The 23,948-nt window shown below is 66.8% G+C and carries 22 protein-coding genes; 7 read left to right on the top strand and 15 right to left on the bottom strand.

From position 1 onward, the window contains the following. Nucleotides 1-18 precede the first annotated feature (18 nt). Genes ACSLGO_RS03470 through ACSLGO_RS03460 form a run of 3 tightly spaced genes read right to left on the bottom strand, consistent with a single transcriptional unit; the run spans nucleotide 19 to nucleotide 2,292 of the window. Entirely contained in the window at nucleotides 19-549 is a 531-nt protein-coding gene (locus tag ACSLGO_RS03470) for a YbhB/YbcL family Raf kinase inhibitor-like protein (protein ID WP_387003342.1), read from the bottom strand. A 48-nt stretch (nucleotides 550-597) separates the two neighbouring features. Beyond that, complete coding sequence (locus ACSLGO_RS03465; RefSeq protein WP_152274114.1) at nucleotides 598-1,512, bottom strand: carbohydrate kinase family protein; 915 nt, start codon at nucleotides 1,510-1,512, stop codon at nucleotides 598-600. 33 nt (nucleotides 1,513-1,545) lie between these two features. Continuing rightward, complete coding sequence (locus tag ACSLGO_RS03460; RefSeq protein ID WP_436399928.1) at nucleotides 1,546-2,292, bottom strand: alpha/beta hydrolase family protein; 747 nt, start codon at nucleotides 2,290-2,292, stop codon at nucleotides 1,546-1,548. 142 nt (nucleotides 2,293-2,434) lie between these two features. Between ACSLGO_RS03460 and ACSLGO_RS03455 the strand changes: the two genes are divergently transcribed. Beyond that, complete coding sequence (locus ACSLGO_RS03455; protein WP_436400014.1) at nucleotides 2,435-3,541, top strand: GTP pyrophosphokinase; 1,107 nt, start codon at nucleotides 2,435-2,437, stop codon at nucleotides 3,539-3,541. Nucleotides 3,542-3,651: 110 nt separating this feature from the next. Here the strand turns inward: ACSLGO_RS03455 and ACSLGO_RS03450 are convergent, their stop codons facing one another. Continuing rightward, nucleotides 3,652-4,680, bottom strand: coding sequence for a LacI family DNA-binding transcriptional regulator (locus ACSLGO_RS03450; RefSeq protein WP_436399927.1), 1,029 nt, complete (start codon nucleotides 4,678-4,680; stop codon nucleotides 3,652-3,654). 108 nt (nucleotides 4,681-4,788) lie between these two features. Here ACSLGO_RS03450 and ACSLGO_RS03445 point away from each other — a divergent pair, with 108 nt between their 5' ends. Further along, the gene (locus ACSLGO_RS03445) at nucleotides 4,789-5,790 is read left to right on the top strand and encodes an SDR family NAD(P)-dependent oxidoreductase (protein WP_436399925.1); all 1,002 of its coding nucleotides are present in this window, start codon (nucleotides 4,789-4,791) and stop codon (nucleotides 5,788-5,790) included. A gap of 131 nt (nucleotides 5,791-5,921) precedes the next feature. Here ACSLGO_RS03445 and ACSLGO_RS03440 read toward each other — a convergent pair whose 3' ends face one another. The 3 genes from ACSLGO_RS03440 to ACSLGO_RS03430 are packed head-to-tail and all read right to left on the bottom strand — an operon-like array spanning nucleotide 5,922 to nucleotide 11,558. Continuing rightward, on the bottom strand, nucleotides 5,922-6,389 hold the full coding sequence (locus ACSLGO_RS03440; protein WP_152274110.1) for an SRPBCC family protein: 468 nt from the start codon (nucleotides 6,387-6,389) through the stop codon (nucleotides 5,922-5,924). A gap of 59 nt (nucleotides 6,390-6,448) precedes the next feature. Then, entirely contained in the window at nucleotides 6,449-8,926 is a 2,478-nt protein-coding gene (locus ACSLGO_RS03435; RefSeq protein ID WP_436399924.1) for a phosphoketolase family protein, read from the bottom strand. Between the two features lie 43 nt (nucleotides 8,927-8,969). Beyond that, nucleotides 8,970-11,558 (bottom strand): ATP-dependent DNA ligase, encoded by a 2,589-nt coding sequence (locus ACSLGO_RS03430; RefSeq protein ID WP_436399922.1) that lies wholly within the window; start codon nucleotides 11,556-11,558, stop codon nucleotides 8,970-8,972. A 132-nt stretch (nucleotides 11,559-11,690) separates the two neighbouring features. Between ACSLGO_RS03430 and ACSLGO_RS03425 the strand changes: the two genes are divergently transcribed. The 3 genes from ACSLGO_RS03425 (at nucleotide 11,691) to ACSLGO_RS03415 (ending at nucleotide 16,826) form a co-directional block, all read left to right on the top strand. Next, the gene (locus tag ACSLGO_RS03425; protein WP_176697490.1) at nucleotides 11,691-13,178 is read left to right on the top strand and encodes an SDR family oxidoreductase; all 1,488 of its coding nucleotides are present in this window, start codon (nucleotides 11,691-11,693) and stop codon (nucleotides 13,176-13,178) included. Between the two features lie 128 nt (nucleotides 13,179-13,306). After that, the gene (locus tag ACSLGO_RS03420; RefSeq protein WP_436399920.1) at nucleotides 13,307-15,547 is read left to right on the top strand and encodes an acyltransferase family protein; all 2,241 of its coding nucleotides are present in this window, start codon (nucleotides 13,307-13,309) and stop codon (nucleotides 15,545-15,547) included. Between the two features lie 43 nt (nucleotides 15,548-15,590). Beyond that, on the top strand, nucleotides 15,591-16,826 hold the full coding sequence (locus ACSLGO_RS03415) for an Ig-like domain-containing protein (RefSeq protein WP_436399918.1): 1,236 nt from the start codon (nucleotides 15,591-15,593) through the stop codon (nucleotides 16,824-16,826). 15 nt (nucleotides 16,827-16,841) lie between these two features. Here the strand turns inward: ACSLGO_RS03415 and ACSLGO_RS03410 are convergent, their stop codons facing one another. From ACSLGO_RS03410 to ACSLGO_RS03400, 3 genes are all read right to left on the bottom strand, one after another. Beyond that, nucleotides 16,842-17,063, bottom strand: a complete 222-nt coding sequence (locus ACSLGO_RS03410) for a PLD nuclease N-terminal domain-containing protein (RefSeq protein ID WP_091600835.1) — start codon at nucleotides 17,061-17,063, stop codon at nucleotides 16,842-16,844. A 35-nt stretch (nucleotides 17,064-17,098) separates the two neighbouring features. Beyond that, complete coding sequence (locus ACSLGO_RS03405) at nucleotides 17,099-17,536, bottom strand: hypothetical protein (RefSeq protein ID WP_091600836.1); 438 nt, start codon at nucleotides 17,534-17,536, stop codon at nucleotides 17,099-17,101. A gap of 107 nt (nucleotides 17,537-17,643) precedes the next feature. Next, on the bottom strand, nucleotides 17,644-18,519 hold the full coding sequence (locus tag ACSLGO_RS03400) for an alpha/beta fold hydrolase (protein WP_152274105.1): 876 nt from the start codon (nucleotides 18,517-18,519) through the stop codon (nucleotides 17,644-17,646). 94 nt (nucleotides 18,520-18,613) lie between these two features. On the opposite strand from ACSLGO_RS03400, the gene ACSLGO_RS03395 reads away from it, so the two are divergent. After that, nucleotides 18,614-19,189, top strand: a complete 576-nt coding sequence (locus tag ACSLGO_RS03395; RefSeq protein WP_436399917.1) for a TetR/AcrR family transcriptional regulator — start codon at nucleotides 18,614-18,616, stop codon at nucleotides 19,187-19,189. Here ACSLGO_RS03395 and ACSLGO_RS03390 read toward each other — a convergent pair. Together ACSLGO_RS03390 and ACSLGO_RS03385 are read right to left on the bottom strand one after the other, a co-directional pair. Further along, nucleotides 19,186-19,773: a sugar O-acetyltransferase gene (locus ACSLGO_RS03390; protein WP_436399915.1), complete on the bottom strand. Its 588-nt coding sequence runs from the start codon at nucleotides 19,771-19,773 to the stop codon at nucleotides 19,186-19,188. The two genes, ACSLGO_RS03395 and ACSLGO_RS03390, sit on opposite strands and share 4 nt — an antisense overlap. A 50-nt stretch (nucleotides 19,774-19,823) precedes the next feature. After that, on the bottom strand, nucleotides 19,824-20,441 hold the full coding sequence (locus ACSLGO_RS03385; RefSeq protein ID WP_436399913.1) for a LysE/ArgO family amino acid transporter: 618 nt from the start codon (nucleotides 20,439-20,441) through the stop codon (nucleotides 19,824-19,826). Between the two features lie 71 nt (nucleotides 20,442-20,512). Here ACSLGO_RS03385 and ACSLGO_RS03380 point away from each other — a divergent pair, with 71 nt between their 5' ends. Continuing rightward, nucleotides 20,513-21,394, top strand: a complete 882-nt coding sequence (locus ACSLGO_RS03380) for a LysR family transcriptional regulator ArgP (RefSeq protein WP_436399912.1) — start codon at nucleotides 20,513-20,515, stop codon at nucleotides 21,392-21,394. Here ACSLGO_RS03380 and ACSLGO_RS03375 read toward each other — a convergent pair. The 3 genes from ACSLGO_RS03375 to ACSLGO_RS03365 are packed head-to-tail and all read right to left on the bottom strand — an operon-like array spanning nucleotide 21,388 to nucleotide 23,836. Then, nucleotides 21,388-21,909, bottom strand: a complete 522-nt coding sequence (locus ACSLGO_RS03375) for a flavin reductase family protein (protein WP_152274101.1) — start codon at nucleotides 21,907-21,909, stop codon at nucleotides 21,388-21,390. The genes ACSLGO_RS03380 and ACSLGO_RS03375 overlap by 7 nt on opposite strands. A 38-nt stretch (nucleotides 21,910-21,947) precedes the next feature. After that, complete coding sequence (gene soxR / locus ACSLGO_RS03370; RefSeq protein WP_091600843.1) at nucleotides 21,948-22,406, bottom strand: redox-sensitive transcriptional activator SoxR; 459 nt, start codon at nucleotides 22,404-22,406, stop codon at nucleotides 21,948-21,950. Between the two features lie 38 nt (nucleotides 22,407-22,444). Next, on the bottom strand, nucleotides 22,445-23,836 hold the full coding sequence (locus ACSLGO_RS03365; RefSeq protein WP_436399910.1) for an FAD-binding oxidoreductase: 1,392 nt from the start codon (nucleotides 23,834-23,836) through the stop codon (nucleotides 22,445-22,447). Between the last annotated feature and the right edge of the window lie 112 nt (nucleotides 23,837-23,948).

Genomic DNA, 23,948 nt, shown 5'->3' with positions numbered 1-23,948 from the left:
GGTGTGCACGGCCAGGCACTAGGTCTCCGGACGCTCCGCCGTTCCCACGATCACGCCGCGGGCCAGCGTGTGTCCGCGCAGCGTCATGGAAAGCACTCCGGGCCTGGCGTCCTGGGGCACATCCAGCAGCGGCACATCCAGTGCATGGACCACGACGAAGTAGCGGTGCTTTCCGTGCCCCACCGGCGGCGCAGCACCGGTGTAGCCGGGTTCTCCCATTTCGTTGAGGAGCTGAAGGGTGCCCTCCGGCATTCCCGAGCGGGACGCATTTTCGGTGACGGAGGTTTCTTCCGCCGGGATGTTGACTGCAGCCCAGTGCCAGAACACGCCGGGGATCGGGGCGTCAGGGTCCACCATCGTGACGGCGAAGCTGCGTGTTGCTTCCGGCCAGCCGGACCAGCTGAGCTGCGGGGACGCGTCCCGCCCTCCGGGCACCGCGCCGGTGGCATACTGCGACGGCGCCAGCGGACCGCCGTCGTCAAAGCCGGTGCTGGTGACCTCGAAGGAGGGAACCGGGGGCAGGTCTTCGGTGGGGTCGTACGCTTCCATGGGCGCTCTTCCTTTCATCTGCCGGCCCCGGTGGCGGGGTCCTGGTTGCTAGATCAGTTCGTTCCGCCGGGGCGGATCTGCGCCCGGGCGGGACACGGTAACGGCCGCTGCCTTTGCCGCGTAGGTGATAATCGCTTCCAGGTCCCCGACGCCGATCTTCCGCAGCTCCGGGCGGCGGGCAGCGCCGTCGTAATTGCGGTCCATCAGCCCGGCAATCAGTGCGGACATAAACGAATCACCCGCACCCACCGTGTCAGCGACGGCGACCGACGGCGCAGCAGCCTCGCAGCTGCCGGACTCGGCTACTGCCCAGGGACCGCGGGAACCACGCGTAACCACCACGATGGCCGGCCCCATGGACAGCCAGGCGCGGGCGGCATCCTCAATGCTCAGGTCCGGGTAAAGCCAGGCAAGGTCCTCATCGGAGGCCTTCACGACGTCGGCCAGCCGGACGAACTTTTCGGCCTGTTCCCGGGCATAGGAAACATCAGTGATGATGGTGGGCCGGCAGTTAGGGTCAAAGGTGATGGTGGCCTGCGGATGCGCGCGTTCCACGGTGGTGAGCACTTCGCTGGCACCCGGGGAGAGCATGGTGGCAATGGAGCCGGTGTGCAGCAGCGTGGTGCCGTCAAGCAGGCGGGGAAGCTCTTCTTCCAGCCCCGGCAGCGCCCATTCAAGGTCGAAGGTGTAGCGCGCCCCGCCGGCCGGATCCAGCGTCGCCGTGGCAACGCTGGTGGGCCTGTCGTCCGCCGGCAGCGCCGCCAGGACCGAGTTGTGCTTGAGGTGCTGGGCGATCAGCACTCCGTAGGCGTCATTGCCGTAGCGCCCAATGAACTGCACCGGCCTGCCCAGCCTGGCCACCCCCACGGCTACGTTCAGCGGACTGCCGCCGGGATGGGAACGGCGGGGCGCCGTGTCGCTGAGGACTTCGTCGATGAGGGCTTCGCCGATGACTGTGATCACGGACTCAACCTATCGAGCAGTTGCCCGGCGGCGCTACCCGGAGGTCTTCGCGGCCGCGTCGTCGAGGCTCCGCAGCACCTCTGCCCAGGCAGGAGTTCCGGGGGTGATCATGTCAAAATGGTCCCCCGGGATTAGCCGCAGTTCCGCAGTTCCGCCGGCCGCATCCGCCGCCTTGACGTAGTTCTCCGCCAGTTCCAGCGGCACTGTGGTGTCCGTGGCTCCGTGCAGCACGAACACCGGGACGGGAGCCGGAACCGCCCGGACCGGATCAGCTAACCGCCACCGCTCCGGTTCCTGATCCGGGCCTGCTCCCAGGAAATTCTCCGCGGCTCCGTCACTGAGCCCCAGTTCATGGGCGCGCCGCAGGTCCAGCACCCCGGACTGGCTGACGACGGCGTTCAGCGGCACCTGTGGCGCCCTGCGTCCGGCGGCCCAGACCGCCAGGTGGCCGCCGGCCGAGTGCCCCAGGGCGATCACCGGGCCCGGAACCCCCGCGATTTCCGGAAGGCCGGCGAGCGCGTCGATGCCAGCGCTGATGTCCTCGAAGGTCTCCGGCCAGCCGCCTCCGTTTCCGGCCCGGCGGTATTCGAGGTTCACGGCAGCCCATCCCCGTGCCGCTAGGTCCGCGGCGAGCGGGCGCCCGAGTTCGAGCGAGTATTTGGACCGCCAGTAGCCGCCGTGGATGATGACCACGGTGCCGCGTTCCGGCTGCTGACTGTGCGGGAGCGTCAGCTCCCCAAACTGTTCGGCGTGGCCGCCGTAGCTGAACCGCTGTGGCATGGGAGCTCCTCCGTTTGGGGCAGATGCGTGCCGCGGGCCGCGCCGGGCGGGCAGCCGCCCTAATCTGGAACTGAGCCTAGCGGCCGCCTGCGGGCGAGTTGTCAGCGGCGTGCCCTAGGCTGGCAGAAACTGCGAAAGGACTATCGTGAGCGCGTGGGACACCCTGGATGACCGGCTTCGCCCGGTGGTCCAGGCCAGCACGGACGAGTACGGCCGGGTACGACCGGCCCTGGAGGCCGTGACGGCGGAAATGGAAGCCAGCCTGCGGGCCGTCTTCGACGAAAGCACGGTCAAGCCGCTGTTCATCGCTTCACGCACTAAATCCGTTGAGTCCTTCCGGGACAAGGCATCCCGCACGCTGCCCCCGGAGAATCCGGACGAGGTACCTACCCTGCTGTTCCCGGATCCGCTGCGGAACCTGACGGACCTGGTGGGCGTCCGGGTCATCATGACCCTCCCGCACGAGGTTGATGAGGCAGCCAACCTCATCAAGCGGCAGCGGGCCGAGTTCGACTGCCGCGGAGACCGGGAAAAGGACATCGGCTCCATCGAATCCGGAACCTACGGCTACTCAAGCCGGCACCTGATCCTCCGGACCATCCAGAATGACACGGTGCGGGAGTATCACCGGCTGCTGGAGCCGTCCCAGAAACCGAACGGCAGCTACCTGTTCGAGGTGCAGATCCGCACGGTGCTGGCCCACGCCTGGTCCGAGATTGAACACGACATCCGGTTCAAGGCCGGCGATCCGCGTGCCTGGAGCCCCTACTTCGACCGGCAGTTCACCGCCACGGCCGCCATGCTTGAAACGGTGGAGAACGAGTTCGCCGAGCTGCACGAGCGCTATGAGACGGTCACCGGGTTCTGGGATGAGGAGGGTGAAGGGTCGGCGCCGCTGACACCCAACCGGATCCGGCACGTCTGGATGACGCTGCTGCCCCACGTGAACCGCAAAGCCGGGGATGACTGGGGCTGGGCGGCGGAACTGCTGGCCGCGCATGGGCTGAAGACCACCATGGACCTGGCCGGGCTGCTGCAGGCGGAGGCAATCACCGAGGTCCGGGCTGCGCTGGACCACCGCTACTCGCCGGGGCCGGACCGGCTGCTGGATGACCTGCTGCTCTGGCGTTTCGGGAAGAAGCACATCGACCTGACCGCCGAACCGGAGGACGCCCCGTCCAAGCCGCGGCGTGAGTCCCTGGGACGGCGCTACCGGCAGATGCAGCTCTACCGCGCCCGGGAGGCCTAACAATTCCGCTGCCGGTTTGCGGTTTTGCTGCCGTTTAGCCGTCCTGCTGCCGGTTCTAGACGGCGGCAGAATTGCTAACCGGACGATTTCCTGCGAAGCGGAGCCGATCGCTAGGCGGACGCGCGCTGAACGAGGGTCACCGGAGGCACCGGCTGGGCTGCTGTGCCTGCTGATTCTGGCCATGAGGCGTCCCGTTGGCTGTCCACGTCCGCGTCAGCGTCTGCACCCAGCAGCGGCGCGATTGCCAGCTGCGCGAACAGCGCACCCAGCATCCTGGCGTGCACGCTCACGGTGGTCAGCGGCGGCACGGCCAGTCCCGCCAGCGGTAGGTCCTCGGCACCGATGACGGCCAGGTCGTCCGGTGCGGAGAGACCGTGGGCTGCGAGTCCGGACAGCAGGGCGAAGGCGTAGTCGTCGTCGAACGCGCAGGCTGCCGTCACAGGCTCCGGTCCCTGCATCCAGCGCCCGACGGCGGCAGCGGCGTCGGCTGCGTCCAGGCCGATCCGCTCCACCGCCGGCGGAAGGAGACCGTGCCAGGCGCAGGCGTGTTCGATCGCCGCCAGCCGCACCTGCACCCGCCAGGCGTACCCTGGCGAGTCCGGTACGGCGACACCGAGGCGGGTATGTCCCGCTGCGGCAAGGTGCTCGACCTGCAGGGCGCCAATACCCAGGTCCGGCCCCAGCGGATCATCCACCTGCTGCTGCAGGAAGGCGAGCGGCACCTCAAGGGTGCGCAGGGCGGCAAGTTCGTCGTCTGGCAGCGGCGTGGTCAGGATCAGCGCGGCCGGAGCGAGTGAGCGGACCAGTTCGGCTGCCCCGCCCGAGGCGGGCAGGCGGTGGGCCATGAGTCGGAGCCCATAGCGTTCAACCTGGTCCGAAGCGGCATCAAGAACCATCGCCAGTGCACGGCCCAGGGGTTCGGGCGGCAGGAGCATCAGCACCAGGTCGCTCCGGCCCCGGCGCAGCGTCCGGGCAGCGGTCGACGGCGCGTAGCCCAGTTTCGCGGCAGCCGTGAGGACCCGCTGGCGGGTGACGGCGGAAATGCTCTGCCCGCTCCTGCCGTTCAGCACATAACTGACCGTTGCGCGGGAGACCCCGGCGGCGCGGGCGACGTCGTGCGAAGTGACCTTGCGGTGCACGGGGTTCCTTTCGTGACCAACTGACCCTTCGAAGATACACTTCACTTACACGTGTAAGTGACGGTGGCCGCGCATCCACGGCCGCTCCCTCGATTGAAAGGAACGTTCATGGCGGCCAACAAGCCCCTGACAGCCCGGAACACTATTCAGGAGTGGCTTGACCACCCCGTCGGCGGACCCATCCTGCGTGGGTTCCTGGCACAGACCGGGAGTGACGAAGCATCCCTCGGGCCGGCTCTTGGGCTCAAGCTCCAGCAGCTCGTTGATCTCAGCCAGGGACAGATGCCCCAGGCGGCAGTGGACGGAATGGTTCTGCAGGCCAACGGCGGCGTTATGCCGGAGCTGGAGGAGAGCGCCCTCCCCACCGTTGCGGCCCGCTTCACCGGGAAAACCGTCATCGTGACGGGTGCCGGATCCGGCATCGGCCGGGCTACGGCTTCCCGGATTGCCCGCGAGGGCGGCCGTGTGATCGCCGTGGACATTGCTGAGGCGAAGATTCAGGAACTCGCCGAAGAACTCGGCGAGGCCATTGTCCCCGTCGCTGCGGACCTGACCGATCTGGCCGCTGTGGACCGGATTATTACTGCGGCCGGTCCGCAGATCGACGGCCTGGCGAACGTTGCCGGCATCAATGACGACTTCAGCCCGCTGCACGAGGTCTCCGACGCCATGTGGCAGAAGATCTTCGCCGTGAACGTGGACGGTCTGGTCCGCCTGACCCGCGCCGTGCTGCCTGCCATGCTCGAGGCTCGACGCGGCACGATTGTGAACGTCACGTCCGAGGCCGGCCTGCGCGGTTCCGCTTCCGGCGTGGCCTACACGGCCTCCAAGCACGCGGTTGTTGGTATCACCAAGAGTGCTGCTTTCATGTATGCCAAGGAAGGCATACGTATCAATGCGGTTGCTCCGGGCGGCGTGGCCACCGGCATCCCGATGGGCGGCAAGACCTCCGAGTACGGCGAAGCCCGCCTGGCTCCGGCCCGCGTCCTGATTCCGGGCTTGGCCGCCGCCGAGGACCTGGCGGCCTCCATCACGTTCCTGCTCAGCGGTGACTCGGTGAACATCAACGGAGCCATTCTGCCGTCCGACGGCGGCTGGTCCGCAGGCTAAGCCCGGGTACACAACGACGGCGGCCGGCCCCCCTCGCGAAGAAGGAACCCGCCGCCGTCGTCGTCCCCCGAAAGGCCAGTTACGGCCCGTTTCAGCCTCCAGAAGAGCCGTAACTGGCCTCTCGGCGGGGTTTAGGACCCGGAAACCGCCGCAGCCAGCTTGTTCAGCGAGCCCTCAAGCTCGTCCTTGCTGATCATCGGGAAGGAGACCTTCTTCAGGGTGTCCTTGTCCGTGACCTTGCTCCAGTCGTAGGTGAGGGTCACTTCGGTGGAGTCCGGACCCAGGGAGTCCAGCTCCCACATCCATTCCCAGCCCTTCGGTTCCGTACCGGCGGGCGCGGTCTGCCAGGCCAGCAGCTGGTTGTGGCTGAAGCCGGTGACGTGGTTCTCCGTCTTGTAGTCACCCATCTTGGCGTTGGACATGTTCATGGTGAAGACGTCCCCCACCGCGGCGATGCGGTCTGTCTTCTCATCCGAAACCACCATGCCCGAGCCGTCCAGCTCATGGTGCCGCTCGGGGTTGGACAGCAGGTGGAAAATGTCCCCTGCCGAAGCGTCGATAACGCGGGAAACGGTGATGGTCGACTGCTCGTTGGACATTGTTCTCCTTCGTGTAGACGGATACTGCCATCCCGCCGGGCGGTAGCCCGGAGGGAAACCTAGTCTTGCGTTGAGCGCTGCGCCTCTTCGAGCGTCCAGCCGTTGATGAACGGTGGGTCCTGCCCCTCGTCGCGGGTGTACTGACGGCAGCGTTCCCGCTCATCCTGCAGCCACTGCCGGAGCCCGGCCTGGGTGGACCCCAGCGACGGTACGCGGTCCAGCACGTCGATGGCCAGCTGGAACCGGTCAATCTGGTTCAGCATTGCCATGTCGAACGGCGTGGTGGTGGTGCCTTCTTCCTTGTACCCGCGCACATGCAGGTTGCCGTGGTTCGTGCGCCGGTAGGTCAGGCGGTGGATCAGCCAGGGATAGCCGTGGTATGCGAAAATGATGGGCGATTCCCGGGTGAACAAGGTGTCGAAGTCCCGGTCGGAGAGGCCGTGCGGATGCTCGGTTGAATCCTGCAGCCGCATCAGGTCCACCACGTTCACCACCCGGATCCGCAGCTGCGGGAGCCGTTCCTTCAGCAGCGCGGCGGCGGCAATGGTTTCAAGGGTGGGGACGTCTCCTGCACAGCCCATCACGACGTCGGGATCCGGCTGCGGACCCGGCCCGCTGTCTTCGCTGCCGGCAAAGTCCCAGACTCCGATACCACGCTTGACGTGCAGCTTCGCCTCTTCCGGGTTCAGCCAGACCGGAGCCGGCTGCTTGCCGGAAACCACCACGTTCACCCGGTCCCGGGTGCCCAGGATGTGCTGGGTGACGGCCAGCAGGGTGTTCGCGTCAGGTGGCAGGTACACCCGGATCACGTCGGCCTTCTTGTTCACCACGTGGTCGATGAACCCCGGATCCTGGTGCGAGAACCCGTTGTGGTCCTGCTGCCAGACGTGGCTGGAGAGCAGGTAGTTCAGGGACGCAATTGGCTGCCGCCAGGACAGCTCCCGGCTGACCTTCAGCCATTTGGCGTGCTGGTTGAACATTGAATCGACAATGTGGACAAAGGCCTCGTAGCAGTTGAAGACCCCGTGCCGGCCGGTGAGCAGGTAGCCTTCCAGCCAGCCTTCGCAAAGGTGCTCGCTGAGCACTTCCACCACGCGGCCGCTGCGGGCCAGGTGCTCGTCCGCCTTGTCGATCCGCTGCTGCCAGACCTTGTCCGTGACGCCGTAGACCTCCTGCAGCCGGTTCGACGCCGTCTCGTCCGGCCCGAAGATCCGGAAGTTCTCCGGGTTTCGCCGGATGATCTCCGCCAGGTACCTGCCCAGGTTCACCATCGGACTCACCCGTTCGCTGCCCGGTTCGGCGATGTCGACGGCGAACTCCGCGTAGGAGGGCAGCCGCAGGTCCTGCAGCAGCCGGCCGCCGTTGGCGTACGGGGTGGCGCTCATCCGCAGGTTGCCCGCCGGGGCGAGGGCGGCGATTTCGCTTCGGAGCCGCCCGTCGCCGTCGAACAGGTCCTGGGGCCGGTAGGAGCGCAGCCAGTCTTCGAGCTGGGCACGGTGCCCGTCGTTCTCGTTCACCTCGGCCAACGGAACCTGGTGTGCCCGCCAGGTTCCCTCCACCGGTTTGCCGTCCACTTCGCGCGGACCGGTCCAGCCCTTGGGTGACCGGAAAACGATCATGGGCCAGCGCGGGGCGTGCGGATCGACGTCGCCGGATGAGGGTGCGTCCGCCGGAGCGGCAAGCTTTTCCCCGGTCCGGTACGGGGCCTGGATTGCGCGGATTTCGGCCAGGCACGCGCTCAGTGCCGCAGCGAAGTCCTCATGGGCGGCCATCACGGCGTCGGGGTCAGTCACGGTGACGAAGTGCGGACGGTAGCCGTAGCCCTCGAGCAGCTTTCCCAGCTGGGATTCGGGCATCCGGGAGAGCACGGTGGGGTTGGCGATCTTGTAGCCGTTCAGGTGCAGGATCGGCAGCACCGCTCCGTCCACCGCCGGGTCCAGGAAGCTGTTCGAGTGCCAGGACGCGGCCAGCGGGCCGGTTTCGGCCTCGCCGTCGCCAATCACGGTGGCGGCGACCAGGTCCGGATTGTCGAATACGGCACCGTAGGCGTGGGCCAGCGAGTATCCCAGCTCGCCGCCTTCGTGGATCGAGCCGGGGGTTTCCGGGGCCGCGTGGCTGGGCACGCCGCCGGGGTAGGAGAACTGCTTGAACAGGGTGCGCAGCCCGTCCTCGTCTTCCCCGACATGGCTGTAGATCTCCGAATACGTTCCCTCCAGCCATGCGTTCGCCACGTTGGCCGGGCCTCCGTGTCCCGGGCCGGTGATGAACAGGAATTCCTGGCCGGTCTCATTGATGAGCCGGTTCAGGTGCGCGTAGATGAAGTTCAGGCCCGGGGTGGTTCCCCAGTGACCCAGCAGCCGCGCCTTCACGTCCCTCGGTTCAAGGGGCCGGCGCAGCAGCGGGTTGTCCCGGAGGTAGATCTGCCCTGCGGAGAGGTAGTTGGCAGCACGCCACCAGGCGTCCACTGCCTCGAGCTGGTTTTCCGGCGGCTGCGCGGTGCCGGGCAGGCGTTCGTCAGGGGTTCGGGTGCTGGTCATCGCTGCGTTCCTCCCGTTGGGGATGGGTGACGGTCTGGAGTTCCTAGGACGGCGGCGCCGGTATTTCGGGTACGACGTCGGAGGGCCGCTTATCCGGCCGCAGCCCGCGCCACACAGGATGGCGGAGCTTGCCCGTTCCGGTGCGTTCGGCGTAGGTAACCTCTCCTACCAGGACAGGGCGGACCCAGCGGGCGTCGGACGCGTCGGCTCGGGGCACGTCGTCCAGGGGTGCGGTCTTGCGGGAGAGTTTCTTCAACCGGGAACCCACCAGGGCAAGGTCCTTCTCGCTCAGGCCGGACCCGACCCGGCCGATGTACTGCAGATCCGTCCCGTCCGGAACCGCCACGAGCAGGGACCCAACCTTGTTGGCCCGGTTTCCCTGCCCCGGACGCCAGCCCACAATCACTACTTCCTGGCTGAACTGGTTCTTGAGCTTGACCCAGCTGCGGGACCGGGTGCCCGCCGAGTAGCCGGCGGAGCGGCGCTTGGCCACCACACCCTCAAGGCCGAGTTCCTTACTGGCCTCAACGGCGTCGTCCATGCCCAGGTCCAGGGCGGGCGGAACCTGGATGTGCCCGCCGTCGTGCCCCGATTCAACCGCCTGTTCCAGTATTTCGCGGCGTTGTTCGTAACTCAGGTCCAGCAGCGAGTTCCCGTCCAGCCAGAGCAGGTCAAAGACCATGAACTGCACCGGTGTCTTGGCGGCCGCGGCTTCCGCATCGCGGGTCCGGGTCAGGTGCATGCGCGGCTGGAGCAGACCAAAGTCCGGGCGGCCGGCCTTGTTCAGCGCAACGATCTCCCCGTCCAGGACGGCGCGCTCTCCGTTCAGCGACCCGCCGAGCTCCTGCAGTTCGGGGTAGGCAACGGTCATGTCGTTGCCGTTGCGGCTGATCAGCCGGGTTCCTTCGGGGGTTACCTCCGCGATGGCCCGCACACCGTCCCATTTCATCTCAAAGGCCCAGTCGGCGTCGTCGTTGATGTCTGCCCGGGAACCCAGGGTTGCCAGCATCGGCTTCAGCGACGGCATGCCGGAGTCCTGGATGTCCTTCTTCACCGCTGCACTGTCCGGCAGCGGGAGAGGATCCGGGCGGGCCTTGGCCGCGGCCTTGGCTGCCTGCGCCGGACCTTTAGCGGTCTTTGCCGGTTTCGCCGCTGGAGCTGCGTTGGTGGTTTTGGGTGTTTTGGAACCCTGGTCCTTCATCAGGTGCAGCAGCCAGTTGCTCTTCCCCGGCTCGTTCGCGCCGGTGTGGATGAACGCGAAGCGGCGCACCGCCGAACCGTCGCGGGCAAGGCCGCCGTCGGGTTGGCCGTGAACCGTGACAATCACTTCCTTCTCCGGGCGCCACTTCTCCGTCTCATAGGTGCCGTGGTCCCAGATGGTGACCTCTCCGGCACCGTATTCGCCTTTCGGAATGGTCCCGGAGAACCCGCCGTAATCCAGCGGGTGGTCCTCGGTCTGGACGGCCAGGTGATTTTTGTCCGGCGTAGTGGGAGGGCCCTTGGGCACCGCCCAGGAAACCAGCACACCGTCCCGTTCCAGCCGGAAATCCCAGTGCAGCCTGCGGGCATGGTGTTCCTGGATGACGAAGCTGTTCCCATCCCCTTCCACGGCTTTCGGCGCTTCGGCGGGCACGGGTTCGGGAGTCTTCGCGGCGTCTCGCATGCTGCGGTACTTGTGCAGCTTGTCCGGTTCGGCGTCGGATTCCAGGACATCGGGATCGGCTTCGCCCGTGTGCATGCCGGCCAGCGGGTCCCCGATGTCCTCGATGCGGTCCAGGACTTCCTCGTAATCCAGCTGCGCCAGGTCCGGGTCCTCAAGCTCCTCCCAGGTCCGCGGTGCGGCGACCATGGGCCGGAAGCGGCCGCGCAGCGAGTAGGGGCAGATGGTGGTCTTGTTGGCGTTGTTCTGGCTCCAGTCCACCAGCACCTTGCCCTTGCGCAGGGTCTTTTTCATGTCGCTGACCACCAGGTCCGGATGGTCCGCTTCCAACGCGCGTGCCAGTTCATGCGCCACGGCGCTGACCTCATCCGAGGTTTGCCCGCCGTCCAGGGCAGCGTAGAGATGGATGCCCTTGGATCCGCTGGTGACCGGCCGGGCGTCCAGGCCCATGTCCGTGAGGATGCTGCGGGCCAGGCGGGCGACTTCGGCACAGTCCGCCAGGGAAGCGCCCTCTCCTGGGTCCAGGTCCAGGACCAGGCGGTCCGGGTTCTGCCGGACGCCGCGGGGGCCGAACTGCCATTGCGGAACGTGGATCTCCAGGGCTGCCAGCTGCGCCAGCCAGGTCAGCGTCGCCAGGTCATTGACCAGCGGATAGACGTTGGAGTGGTCCTTGTGCTCAATGGTGTAACGCTTCACCCAGCTCGGGGCGGAGTCGTCAATGTTCTTTTGGAAGAAGACCTGTCCGGGATGCTCCGGGGTTCCGACGCCGTGGACCCACCTTTTGCGCGTGGCCGGACGGTTGCGTGCATAGGGAACCAGGGTTGGGGCGATGGCCGCGTAGTAGGAAAGGACATCGGCCTTGGTGGTGCCGGTTTCCGGGTAGAGGACCTTGTCCAGGGATGTCAGGCGCAGGCGGTGCCCGTCCACACTGACCGTCTCCCGCTGCTTCGGGGCCGTTCCCGTTGTCGCCATGCCCTCTAGTCTTACCGGGATTTCAAGGCAATATCCAGTAGACATCAGCATGCTTACAAAATGTTGCGGCGTTTTGTGGAGGGATGGTGCAAGGGCCACCGAAGCGGGTCCCGGTGTGTGTATGTTGGGGCAATGGCGGACACTCAGCGGGTTTTGGTCACCGGAGCAACGGGCTACATTGGCGGGCGCCTCGTTCCGCTGCTGCTGGCGGACGGACGCACGGTACGGGTGCTGGTCAGGTCCCCGGAGAAACTCAATGACGTCCCCTGGCGCGACGACGTTGAAGTAGTGCAGGGCGACCTCTCCGACGCCGAGTCGGTGGAGAACGCCTTCCAGGACGTGGACACCGTGTACTTCCTGGTCCATTCGATGGCCTCCGGAAAGGGCTTCGCGGCCCAGGAGGAGAACATCGCGAACATTGTCGCGAACGCCGCGGAGAAAGCCGGCGTTCAGCGCATTGTGTACCTGGGCGGGCTGCACCCGAACGAGGGCGAGCTCTCCCCCCACATGGCCTCGCGCACGGCCGTCGGCGAGATCCTGCTCAAGGGAGCCGTTCCGGCCGTGGTTTTCCAGGCCGGCGTGGTGATCGGCTCGGGCTCCGCGTCCTTCGAGATGATCCGCCACCTCACCGAAACCCTGCCGGTCATGCCCGCTCCCAGCTGGGTGCGGCGGAAAATCGAGCCGATCGCGGTGCGGGACGTCCTGCACTACCTGGTGGAGGCCGCAAACCTGCCCGAGGGCCTGAACCGCACCTTCGACATCGGGTCCGGCGAGGTCCTGGAGTACGCGGACATCATGAACGGCTATGCCCAGGTTGCCGGGCTGCCCCGCCGGCGCATCTACGCGCTGCCCATCCCCGCCCCCAAGCTGGCCGGGCTCTGGGTGGCCCTGGTGACCCCGATCCCGCTGGCCATGTCCCGACCGCTGGTCGAGTCACTCCAGCACGACGCCGTGGCCAAGGAACGGGACATCAAGAACTACATCCCGGTTCCCGACGGCGGACTGACCAACTACCACGACGCCGTAACCCGGGCGCTGGGCAAGGAAGCCCGCAACGAGGTGGAGACAACCTGGGCCAGCGCCTCAAGCGCCGCGGACCAGGCCTCCGAGCCGCTGCCCTCTGACCCGGACTGGGCAGGGCAGACCGTTTACGTGGACCAGCGCCGCCGCGGATCGGACGTTGACCCGGCGCATGTCTGGCAGGTCATCGAGGGGATTGGCGGCAAGAACGGCTGGTACTCGCTGCCCATGGCGTGGGCGATCCGCGGCGTGCTGGACAAGACGGTGGGCGGCGCCGGCCTGACCCGGGGACGCCGGAACCCCGCCACCCTGCTGACCGGCGACGTCGTTGACTGGTGGCGCGTTGAGTTCCTGGAGCGCGGCACCCTGCTTCGGCTGCGCGCGGAGATGCGGGTTCCGGGGAAGGCCTGGCTCGAGCTGCGGGTGGACCCCGACGGAGACGGGAGCGTCTACAGCCAGCGGGCCATCTACTTCCCGCGCGGTCTGCTCGGCCGGCTGTATTGGTGGCTGATCTACCCGTTCCATGGGCTGATCTTCCCCTCCATGGCCAAGAACATCACCCGGCAGGCAGCACGGATGGCGGAGCAGGACGCCGCCTGACGCCACGGCGAATGCCGCCCTGTCAAGGGTCCTGACCGTTTTTGGGTCCGCCGTGGGCCAAGTAGCGGGTGGGAGCACCACCGGGCTAGATTCGTTTCAAACCCCACCGTTGAAGCGAAAGCGAATCTTTGCCAGCGCCTGCACCCCAGCCCGCCCCCAGTGTCCGGGTTCCCACCCGGCCACGGCACCGGCCGGGCGGGAGCTTCCGCTACGACATTGAGGGCCTCCGTGCCCTGGCAGTCCTCTCCGTGCTGGCGCACCACCTGCTGGCCTGGCCCGCGGGCGGCTACGCCGGAGTGGACGTCTTCTTCGTTATATCCGGTTTCCTGATTACCACCATCCTGCTCCGGGAGATCACCTCCCCGCAGAAACTGTCCCTGCCGGACTTCTACCGGCGCCGGGTACGCCGGCTTGTTCCGGCAGCCGCCGCAGTCCTGGCCGCAACCTCGGCGGCGGCGTTCCTCGTGTTTGGTCCCGGGCGCGCGGCGGCCATCCTGGAAGACGCCGTCTGGTCCTTCTTCTTCCTGGGCAACTGGCGCTTCGCTGCTTCCGGCACCGACTACCTCCACGCCGGAACCGCGGTCTCACCGCTGCAGCACTTCTGGTCCCTGGGCGTGGAAGAGCAGTTCTACCTGGCATGGCCATGGGTGCTGGTGGCGGGAATCGCCGTGACGGCGGCGCTGCGCCTCACGGACCGCGGCATGCGGGTGCTGCTCCTGCTCTTTATTGGAGTTCTCTGTGCGGCGAGCTTCGCGTTCGCTGTCTGGGAGACGGCGAACCGGCCCACCACCGCGTACTTCTCCACGCTCTCCCGTGCCTGGGAACTCGGGACGGGGGCAATGCTCGCCGTGGCCTCCCCCTGGCTGTCCCGTCTTCCGGCCCTGGTCCGGGCTGCGGCCGGGTGGGCCGGGCTGGCCGGCCTGGCGGCGTCCGTCCTCCTACTCTCCGCGGACAGTGCTTTTCCCGGGCCTGCCGCCGCACTGCCGGTACTCTCCACACTGCTCGTCCTGGCTGCCGGGACCGGCGCCCGCAGTCCGGGACACAACCGCATCATGTGGCCGCTGACCAACCCGGCCAGCCGCTACATTGGCCGGATCTCCTATTCCCTGTACCTCTGGCACTTCCCCGTGGTGGTGTTCGCTGCGGCGCTGGCCCCGGATACACCGCCGCTCCTGGCGCTGGCGCTGACCGCCGGGCTGGCGGTGCTTTCCTTCCATTGGATCGAAGATCCAGTCCGCCGCTCGCGCTGGCTGCAGCCCCGCTATGCGGCCAGGGAACGCGGCCGGCGCTACCGCCGTCCGGCACTTGAACCGCATCCAGCCCGCCTGGCGGCCGCAGCCGCTGCCGCAGGCCTGCTGTCCGCAACCCTGATCGCCGTCACACTGGAGACAACGCTCCAGCCGTCCGACTCACCGGCAGCCGCGAACCCGCCGTCGGCCGCCGTTCCGTCCCCTGGACCCGCGTCCCAGCCGGATCCGCTGGCTGCCCACACCGCAGCCCTCCGAAAGGCACTTGGGAGCACACAGTGGCCCTCCCTGTCGCCGGACCCCGCAACCTTTACGGAAGGCGGCCGCAGCGCCAAGCCCGCCGAATGGGTCGTGGACGGGTGCCTGGGCGGAAACGAAGCCCGCGAAGAGGATCCGGTGGCCAACACCGGTCACTGCATCTACGGCGACCCGGACGCACCACGGGATCTGGTCCTCTACGGGGATTCAGTTGCCATGGCCTACCTGCCCGCCCTCCGCGCCGTGCTGGAGCCGGAGCAATGGCGCATCCACGTTTACACCGCAGCGGGCTGCGCCCCGGCAGATGTGCCGCAAAACAGGATTGGCGGCGCCCCCTATCCGGAATGCACTGCCTTCCGGGACTGGGCCGTCGAGCGGATCGGGCAGCTGGCTCCGGATGTGCTGCTTATGGCTTCCTTCAGGTATGACCCGGCGCTGGCCAGCGGTGCCGTCTCGGAGGCCGCCGACGCCGAATGGCGGGAAGGTACCCAGCGCATTCACGCGATGCTGGCCGGCAGCGCGGACCGGACGGTGGTGCTCTCCGCTCCTCCGGAGGCGAAGGACCCGTCCCAGTGCGCCACGCGCTTCAGCACGCCGTCGGACTGCGAAACCCGGCTCCCCGGGAATCACGGCTTTCGGCTGGACCTTGAATCCGCTGCAGCGGCGCAGGGCAACCCGGACGTGGAGTGGGTCGACACCACCGCGTGGTTCTGTGTGCGGGAACGGTGCCCGGCCTTCGTGGGCAACACGCCGCTCTATGCGGATGCGTACCATCTCAGCGCTGCCGGGTCCCTGGCCCTGGCTCCGCTGCTGGCCGAAGTGCTCGAAAGCCCGGCTGACGAATCAGCCGGCCCGGCGGCCTAACGTAGGATGACTTTCAGCTAGAGAGACGTAGGGGACAGAGACAGTGCAGGAAAAGAGCAGCCGCAAGCGGTGGATTGCCCTGGCCGCAGCGGCGGGGATATTGGTGATCGGCGGCGCCGCGGGCGTCGCAGCCGCCACGGGAGCGTTCGACGCCGTAACGCCTTCCGGGCAGCAGTCACAGCCTTCCGCCTCGCCCACCCCGTCCGAACCGGCGGTCTCCGTGGCCTTTACTGCTGAACCGGCAGACAGCTCGGTGGAAGTCAATCCCGTCTCCGTGCCCGTCCTTAAAGTCCAGCACGGCACCATTGAATCCGTGAGCCTGGCGCCCAGTAACGGCGGAGAAGATGTTGCCGGGGATTTCGCCGCCGGCAAGACCGAGTGGACGGCCACCGAGCCGCTGCAGTTCGACACCGAGTACACCTTCGCCTTCACCCTCGCGGACGCCAACGGCGAGACCACGCGAGAATCCCAGACGTTCCACACCGTGACCCCTCCCAACGAGGCCAACGCCTTCATGGCGCCGCTGGACAAGTCGGTAGTCGGCGTCGGGCATCCCATTGAGATCAACTTCAGCGAGCCGGTACTGAACAAGCAGGCCGTCGAGGCCGCCATTACGGTCACGAGCACCAGCGCGCAGACCGGTGCGTTCTACTGGATCTCCGACACCAAGGCCCGCTACCGTCCGGAGACCTTCTGGGAGCCGAACAGCACCGTCACCGTGGACATGAATCTCTTCGGCGTTGACTTCGGCAATTCAATGATCGGCAACTTCAACGAGACGCGCACTTTCCAGGTTCACAATTCCCGCGTCGCCGTCGTGGACAATGCGACCAAGACCATGCAGGTTTTCATCGACGGCCAGCTCACCCACACGTTCCCCGTGACGCTGGGCGATTCGGCTTGGCCTTCCCCCAGTGGATACCAGGTAGTGATGTCCCAGCACGAGAAGCTGCCCTTCCGTGCCGAGAGCATTGGGCTCAAGCCCGGAGACCCGGACTACTACGAACCGTTTGACGCCTCTTGGGCCAGCCGGCTGACCAACAGCGGAGTGTTCGTCCATGAGGCGCTTCCCGGAGCCATGGGCGCGCTGGGCGTCATCAACGTATCCCATGGCTGCGTCGGCATGTCGCCGGAAGGCGCCAAGTACTTCTATGACACGTTCGAGCCCGGAGACCTGGTCCAGGTCCTCAACACCGGAGTGGGCCCCGCGGCGATGTGGGATGGCTACGGGGACTGGAACGTACCCTGGGCGGAGTACTCCACCCAGCCGAAGGGCTAGTTCCTCTCCGCGGGACTAGCCGCGGCGCCGGCCGAAGACGAAGTAGCTGATCGGGCCGATGAAGTTCACGGCGCAGGCGGCGCTCCAGGCGGCCTTTGATCCGCGGATCTCGCTGCCCGGGCGGCGCCAGATGTCCACCAGCGCCGCTCCGGCAAGCAGGAACTGGACGCTGGAAAGGACACCGAGGCCCTTCTTCTGGCCCGTGGTCAGATCATTCAGGGTCTTTTTCCTGCTCATGGGAGCTCCTTTGGATGCTCGGGCCGGAGAGGTCTTCACCGGCTCATTCGCAGCCGGAAGGTCTGGATCTGCTCGATGAACACCTGCACGGCGGCGGTCAGTATTCCCAGCATAATCAGGTTCGGTGCCGCCCAGCGAAGCTTCTGTGACCACGGTTCAACGGGGTACCCGCTCCAGTTGGGCGGGACGGAGGTGGCCTCCGGCGGGAAAATGTTGTCCGCGAACATAAAGAAGACACCCAAGGCCACCAGGCCGGCCGCCAGGACCCAGGCGGCAATCCGGTACTTCCGCTGGTGCCGCTCCAGCTCCGGGTATGGATTCTGCGCGGACCGGGCCTGCGCCGGCGGGGGCGCGTCCGTGATCTCCACGATTGCCGGCGGTTCCTCGGTACTCCGGGAGAGGTACAGCTCCCCGCCCCCGCGCTGGTAGGCCGGGTCGTACCGCGGATCAATCTCGTCTTGCCTGCTGGTCATGGCCGTTCCCCTCCGGACAAGCTGGGCGGCCCCCGTTGGCCGCACCCATGGTGCAGCAACTGTAGCGGACCCGGGCCCCGGCGGCCCGGGTCCGCTGCATGGCTTATTTACGCTTCCGCCGGGACCTCGCGTGTTTCCGGCTTGGTGTCCTTGGCCAGGAAGGAGAGCAGCGCGTCATTCACTTCCTGCGCATGGGTCCAGAGCAGTCCGTGCGGTGCCCCTTCAATCTCCACGTACTGGGCGGACGGCAGCGCCTTCGCGAAGCGCCGGCCGGTAGCGTCGATGGGCAGGATGTTGTCAGCCGTTCCATGCACGATCAGCGCAGGAACATCGATCTTGGGAATGTCGCCCCGGAAGTCGGTGAGCCAGGTTGGCTGGGCGGCCAGCGAAGCGATGGGGCTCGCGGAGGAGGCGAGGTTCCAGCCTGCGTTGACCACTTCCTGGCTGAGCCGGTCAGTGCCCAGGAAATCATCCGAGTTGTAGAAGTTCTTGAAGAAGTCGGTGAAGAACGCGTACCGGTCTGCCGTAGCGGCCTCCAGCAGTCCGTCGAAGACTTCCTGGGGCACGCCTTCGGGGTTGTCCTCCGCCTTGAGCAGGTATGGTTCCAGCGAGCCGAGGAATACCGCCTTGTCCACGCGGTCGGACCCGAAGGTGGACAGGTAGCGCGCCACTTCGCCGGTACCCATGGAGAACCCCACCAGCACTGCAGAGTGAAGGTCCAGCGTATTCATCACAGCGTTCAGGTCTGCGGCAAAGGTGTCATAGTCGTAGCCTTCTGCGGGCTTGTCGGACCGGCCGAACCCGCGCCGGTCATAGGTAATGACCCGGTATCCGGCCTGGAGCAGTGCGGCCGTCTGCTTTTCCCAGGACGAGCCGTCCAGCGGGTAGCCGTGGATGAGCACCACCGGCTGTCCCTTGCCGTGGTCTTCGTAGTAGAGCTCGATTGGACTGCTGTTCTCCGTGCTGACGCTGATACGCCCCATGGCGATGCTCCTCTCAATACGCTGTGAGAATGATCATTCTCAGGAGTTCCCAACTATAGGGAACGATCATTCTCAAAGCAAGTAGACTGAATCCATGAACCCTGGTGAGGAACGTGCACACGTGATCGAAGTGGCCGACCGGCTCTTCTACGAGCGCGGCATCCAAGCAGTCGGCATGGCCGAACTCCGGCGTGAAGTAGATCTGCCGCTGAAGAAGCTCTACTCACTGTTCCCTTCCAAGCAGGCCATAGTATTCGCCGTGCTGGACCGGCGCCACCGAATCTGGACGGCCGGGCTCCAGGAACGGATCGACGCCGCTGCGGAGCCCCGGGCCAAGCTGCTGGCCGTCTACGACTACCTCTCTGACTGGTTCGCCGAGGATTCATTCCGCGGCTGTGCCTTCATCAATGCCTTTGGCGAACTGGGCAGCCAGTCTCCGGACATCGCCGAGCGCACGCGGGCGCACAAAGACTCGTTCCAGCGCGTACTTGCCGAACTCGTGGCTGCGGCGGGCGGACCGCCCGACCTGGCTCCCCAGCTGGCGCTGCTCGCCGAGGGTGCCCAGACCACGGCGGCTATCTCCGGTTCAGCGGAACCCGCCAGCCAGGCACGCCGGGCCGCTGAGATCCTGGTCGACGCGCAGGTCCGCGCCGTTCCGGAACGGGCCTAGGATTCCGGCAGCTCCCGGATAACGCGGGCAGGATTGCCCACCGCCACTACGTTGGCGGGCAGGTCCCGCGTGACGACGGATCCCGCTCCCACCACGGTGTTCTCGCCTATGTTCACCCCGGGCAGCACGATCACGCCGCCTCCCAGCCAGACATTGTTACCGATGGTGATCGGCTGGGCTGCCTCCAGCTTGTCCCGCCGGGCCTCCGCGTCCAGCGGATGGGTGGGCGTCAGCAGCTGCACATTTGGTCCAATCTGGACGTCATCGCCGATGGTGATAGCCGCTACGTCCAGCGCAGTGAGATTGAAATTGATAAAGGTCCGGGCGCCCACGGTGAGGTACTTGCCGTAGTCCACGAACAGCGGAGCGCGGATAACGCTTTGTTCTCCAATGCCGCCCAGCAGCTCGGCAAGCAGGGGCGCGGCGGCGTCGGGATCCTGCGGACTCAGCCGGTTGTACTGGTCGGAGAGCGAGGCGGCCCGAAGGCTGTCCGCCTCCAGCTGCGGATCGTCGGCAATGTACAGGTCACCGGCCTGCATTCTGTCCCGCATGGACCGGCTGTCATTCTCAAAATATTTGGCCATGGCCCATGATCTCCTGAAGTCCTGTCCGCTTGCACTCACCCAGGCTGCCATCAGGAACCGGCAACCAGGCTGACCGCCAGCAGCACCATGAAGACGGCGATGCCGGCGTCGAGGAACTGCCACGCCCGGGGCCGGGCGAAGACCGGTCCCAGCAGCCGGGCACCAAAGCCGAGCGCGGTGAACCACATGGTGCTGGCCGCGACGGCGCCCGCAGCGAAGACCCACCGCCCGTCCGGCCCGTGGGTCGCGGCCAGTGACCCCAGCAGCACCACCGTATCCAGGTAGACGTGGGGGTTCAGCCAGGTCAGGCTCAGGCAGGTCAGCACAGCCGCCGCCAGCGTCCCGCCTGGCTGGCCGCCTGCCTGCAGGGCGGAGGGGTTCAGGGCGCGCCGCAGGGAAAGGAACGCGTAGGCCAGCAGGAATGCCGCACCCGCCCAGCGAATGATGTCCAGGGCCAGGGGTGCGGTCTGTGTGAGCCTTCCGATTCCTGCGGTTCCGGCGAGGATGAGGACGGCGTCGCTGAGGATACAGACGGCGATCACCGCGGGCAGGTGCTCACGTCTCAGCCCCTGCCTCAGGACGAAGGCGTTCTGCGCTCCAATAGCTACGATCAAGGCCAGCCCGCTGCCGAATCCCGCCAGCGCAGGGGCGAGGCTCGAGGTGTTCATAGGTCCACGCTAGGACTGCACGAAGAAGAAGCCTAGCTAATGTTTCTGTACTGTCTTTAGACTTCCTTAACATGGAGTTCAACGCCGACCAGCTGCGCGCCCTGGGTGCCGTCCTTGACCACGGAAGCTTCGACGCCGCCGCTGCGGCCCTCCACCTGACCACCTCTGCCGTCAGCCAGCGGATCAAGGCGCTGGAGACGCGGACCGGCTGCGTGCTGCTCAGACGCACGCGCCCCATCACCGCCACCGAGCCGGGTGCGGTACTGCTGCGGCTGGCACGGCAGATCAGCGCGCTGGAGCACGACGCCGTCGAGCGCCTTGGCTTGGACACCCAGCCGGGGCGCACGGCAGTGCAGCTGGTCATCAACGCGGATTCGCTCGCCACCTGGGTGCTTCCGGCACTTGCACAGGTGGAGGGAACCAGCTTTGAGTTCACTTTGGAGGACCAGGACTATTCGGCCGAAGGCCTGCGGAACGGAACGGCCATGGGTGCCGTGACCTCCAGTCCGGAACCGGTGCAGGGCTGCTCCGTCGCCGTACTGGGAACCATGCGCTACCGGCCGGCTGCCAGCCCGGGATTCCGCAGCCGGTGGTTCAGCCGCGGCTTTGGGGCCGCCCAGGCAGCGACCGCACCCATGGTGGCCTTCAACCGGCGGGATGCCCTCCAGGCCCGCTTCCTCGAGTCGGCCTTTGGTCCGGGTCTCCAGCCGCCCCGCCACTATGTCCCTGCATCCTGGGACTTCCTGCAGGCAGTGCGCCTTGGGTACGGCTGGGGAATGCTGCCGGACCTGCAGTCGGAGCAGCTGCTAACGGACGGCTCAGTCGTGCTCCTGGATCCTGATGCGCATCTGGACGTCCCGCTGTACTGGCAGCAGTGGCGCGTTGACCTGCCGGTTCTATCGCGGATAGCCGGCGCGCTGTCCGCGGCTGCCGGAAAGGGACTTCTTTACTGAGGCGGACGCAGCGTGGAGTGGTCACCCAGGTGGTGGTAGGTGCGGTCATGGTAGACCAGCGGAGCGGAGGCCGGGCCGGTATGGATCTCCAGGACCTCGGCGGCGATCAGGGTTGAACTGCCGGCCTGGGTGCGGGAGAGGATCCGGCACAGCAGGGCCCGCGGCACTCCTTCGAGCAGCGGTTCTCCGCCCGGAAGCGTGCTCCAGGGCAGGTCCCGGCCAAAGCGTTCGGTACCCCGGGCAGCGAAAAGGGCGGCAAGTTCGGCGTTTTCCGCACCCAGCAGGTGAACCACTATGGTGTCTGCTGAGGCGATCACCCCCGCCGAGCCCTCGGTGGAGGCGAGGGAAAACGCCAGGATCGGCGGCACGGCGGAGACCGAGCTTACGGAGGACGCCGTCAGGCCCACGGGCCCTTCCGCGCCGGCGGCCGTGATGATTGCCACGCCCGCGGGGTGCCCGCGGAACGCGTTCTTGAATTCATCCACCACCGGAGGGGTCACTGCCGTTGAAGTCATACTTCCACGGTAAAACCTCAACATTAGTTGAGGTCAAATCAGGAGTCCGGCTCCAGCAGCCGGGCCCCCGGGAAATCCCGCCCGGAGGCGTCGTCGGGATTGATGAAACTGCACTCCGCAAGGGAGAGGCAACCGCAGCCAATGCATCCGCCCAGGCGGTCCCGCAGGGCTTCCAGCTGGCCGATCCGGTTGTCCAGTTCAGCCCGCCATGCTGCGCTAAGCCTGCGCCAGTCCTCCTGGCCCGGGACGCCGTCCTCAGGCAGTTCAGCGAAGACTGCGGCTATGTGGGACAGCGGTATGCCCGCCCGCTGGGCGGCACGGATTACGGCGACGCGGCGCAGGACGGAGCGGTCAAAACGGCGCTGGTTGCCGCCGGTACGCCGGCTGCGAATCAGGCCCTGCCGCTCGTAGAAATGCAGGGCGGAAACCGCCACGCCGCTGCGCTGGGCAACCTGCCCTACGGTGAGCTCTTCCAGGGCCCGTGCGGGACCGTCCATGTGATTGCTGCCGCCTGTTCGTTCAGACCGGCCGGGATTCAGCCGCTTGCCGTGTCCATTAAACCAAGGGGCGGTACGGCATGCCCGAACCGGAACAGGTTTTGCGGATCCCAGTCTGCCTTCGCGTTGCGCAGCAGTTCATAGGCTGCGGGTTCCCAGGCCCGCGCACGGTCCAGTTCATCGCCGGCGGGACCATGGAAGTTAATCAAGCTGCCGGCCGTGTAGGGTTCGAACGCCAGCGCGAGCCGCACCAGCGCTGCCTCCGCCAGATCCGGCGCCGGGAGCCCAGGCACGCCGAGCACGAACAGGTGGAATCCTGCGTTTCGTCCGGAAACAGTGTCCGGGAAGGGCGGTTCCGCAGAGAGTGCGCCGCCCAGGACCCGCAGCTCCAGCATCACCAGCGGCGTCCCGGAACCCGGGCCAACCTGGCGCAGCAGCTCGGCGGCAGCGGCGTCGTCCAGTTCGGTGAGGAGCATGCCACGTTCCATGGCGGGAGCCGGATCAGCCGGATCACTGTGTACGGCATCGACGTCCAGGTAGTCCATGGGTCCGGCCGTATCGCTGACCGTGGGCAGCCGGCGGAAGGGTTCAAGCAGCTTATCCCCCTCCGCCTTCCCACCGAACAGGGCGAAGCGCAGGATCACCGGGGCGGTTCCACGCAACTCCGGAGGCAGGAAGGGCAGATCCGGCAGGTGCATGAAAGCCAGGGACGCGGATGCCTCATTCGGCAGTTCGGGAGCCCATCGGCGGAATGCATCAAGCGCCTCTCCCGCCTGGTCTTCCGGAAACACCAGCTGGCCGCCGTAGAAATCGCCCAGCGGTACCGCTGCCATGGTCATGCGGGTAATAATTCCAAAGTTCCCCTTCCCGCCCCGCACGGAGGTAAAAAGTTCCGGCTCGGTTTCGGGGTCCACGCTGCGAAGGGTTCCGTCCGGGGTCACGACGTCGAAGCCTCGGACGTGGTCCGAGGCGAAGCCAAGGGTGCGTCCCATCAGCGGCAGGCCGCCGCCAACCGTGTAGCCAACCACGCCCACGCCGCCACTGGACCCGTGGGGCGCGGTCAACCCGTTGGGCACCAGTTCACGCAGCACGGCATCCCAGCGCACTCCTGCCCCTACCGTGAAGGCTCCGGCTGCCAGGTCCAGGCTGATCTCCTGCAGGCGCGAGGTGTTGACCAGCAGGCCTTCATCCATGGGGGCGGACGCATTGTGGCCCGTAGCCTGCACCGCGAGCGGAATGCCGCGCCCGGAAGCCCAGGCCACTGCGGCCTGCACATCATGGTCATCCAGGGCACCCAGGACGGCATCGGGGTGATGAACCTGCGCTAGGTTGAACGCCGCTGTGTCCGCGGCGTACCCCTCCTCCCCCGGCAGTGAAACGGCGCCCCGCACTGCGCTTCGCAGGAAATCCAGGTCAGCTTCTTCAATCATGGGAATCTCCCCAAAAGAGTTCACGTCCGGCCCCGGCACCGGCGAATTGCTCATTAGGGTAGGACGGCGGCAGAACCCGGCCAAGGGGTCAGCCCAAAGATGCATGGGGCGG

The organism is Arthrobacter sp. IK3 (genome assembly GCF_051337705.1).
In the GTDB taxonomy this organism is placed as follows: domain Bacteria; phylum Actinomycetota; class Actinomycetes; order Actinomycetales; family Micrococcaceae; genus Arthrobacter_B; species Arthrobacter_B koreensis.
This window is presented reverse-complemented; position numbering and strand designations above follow the sequence as displayed.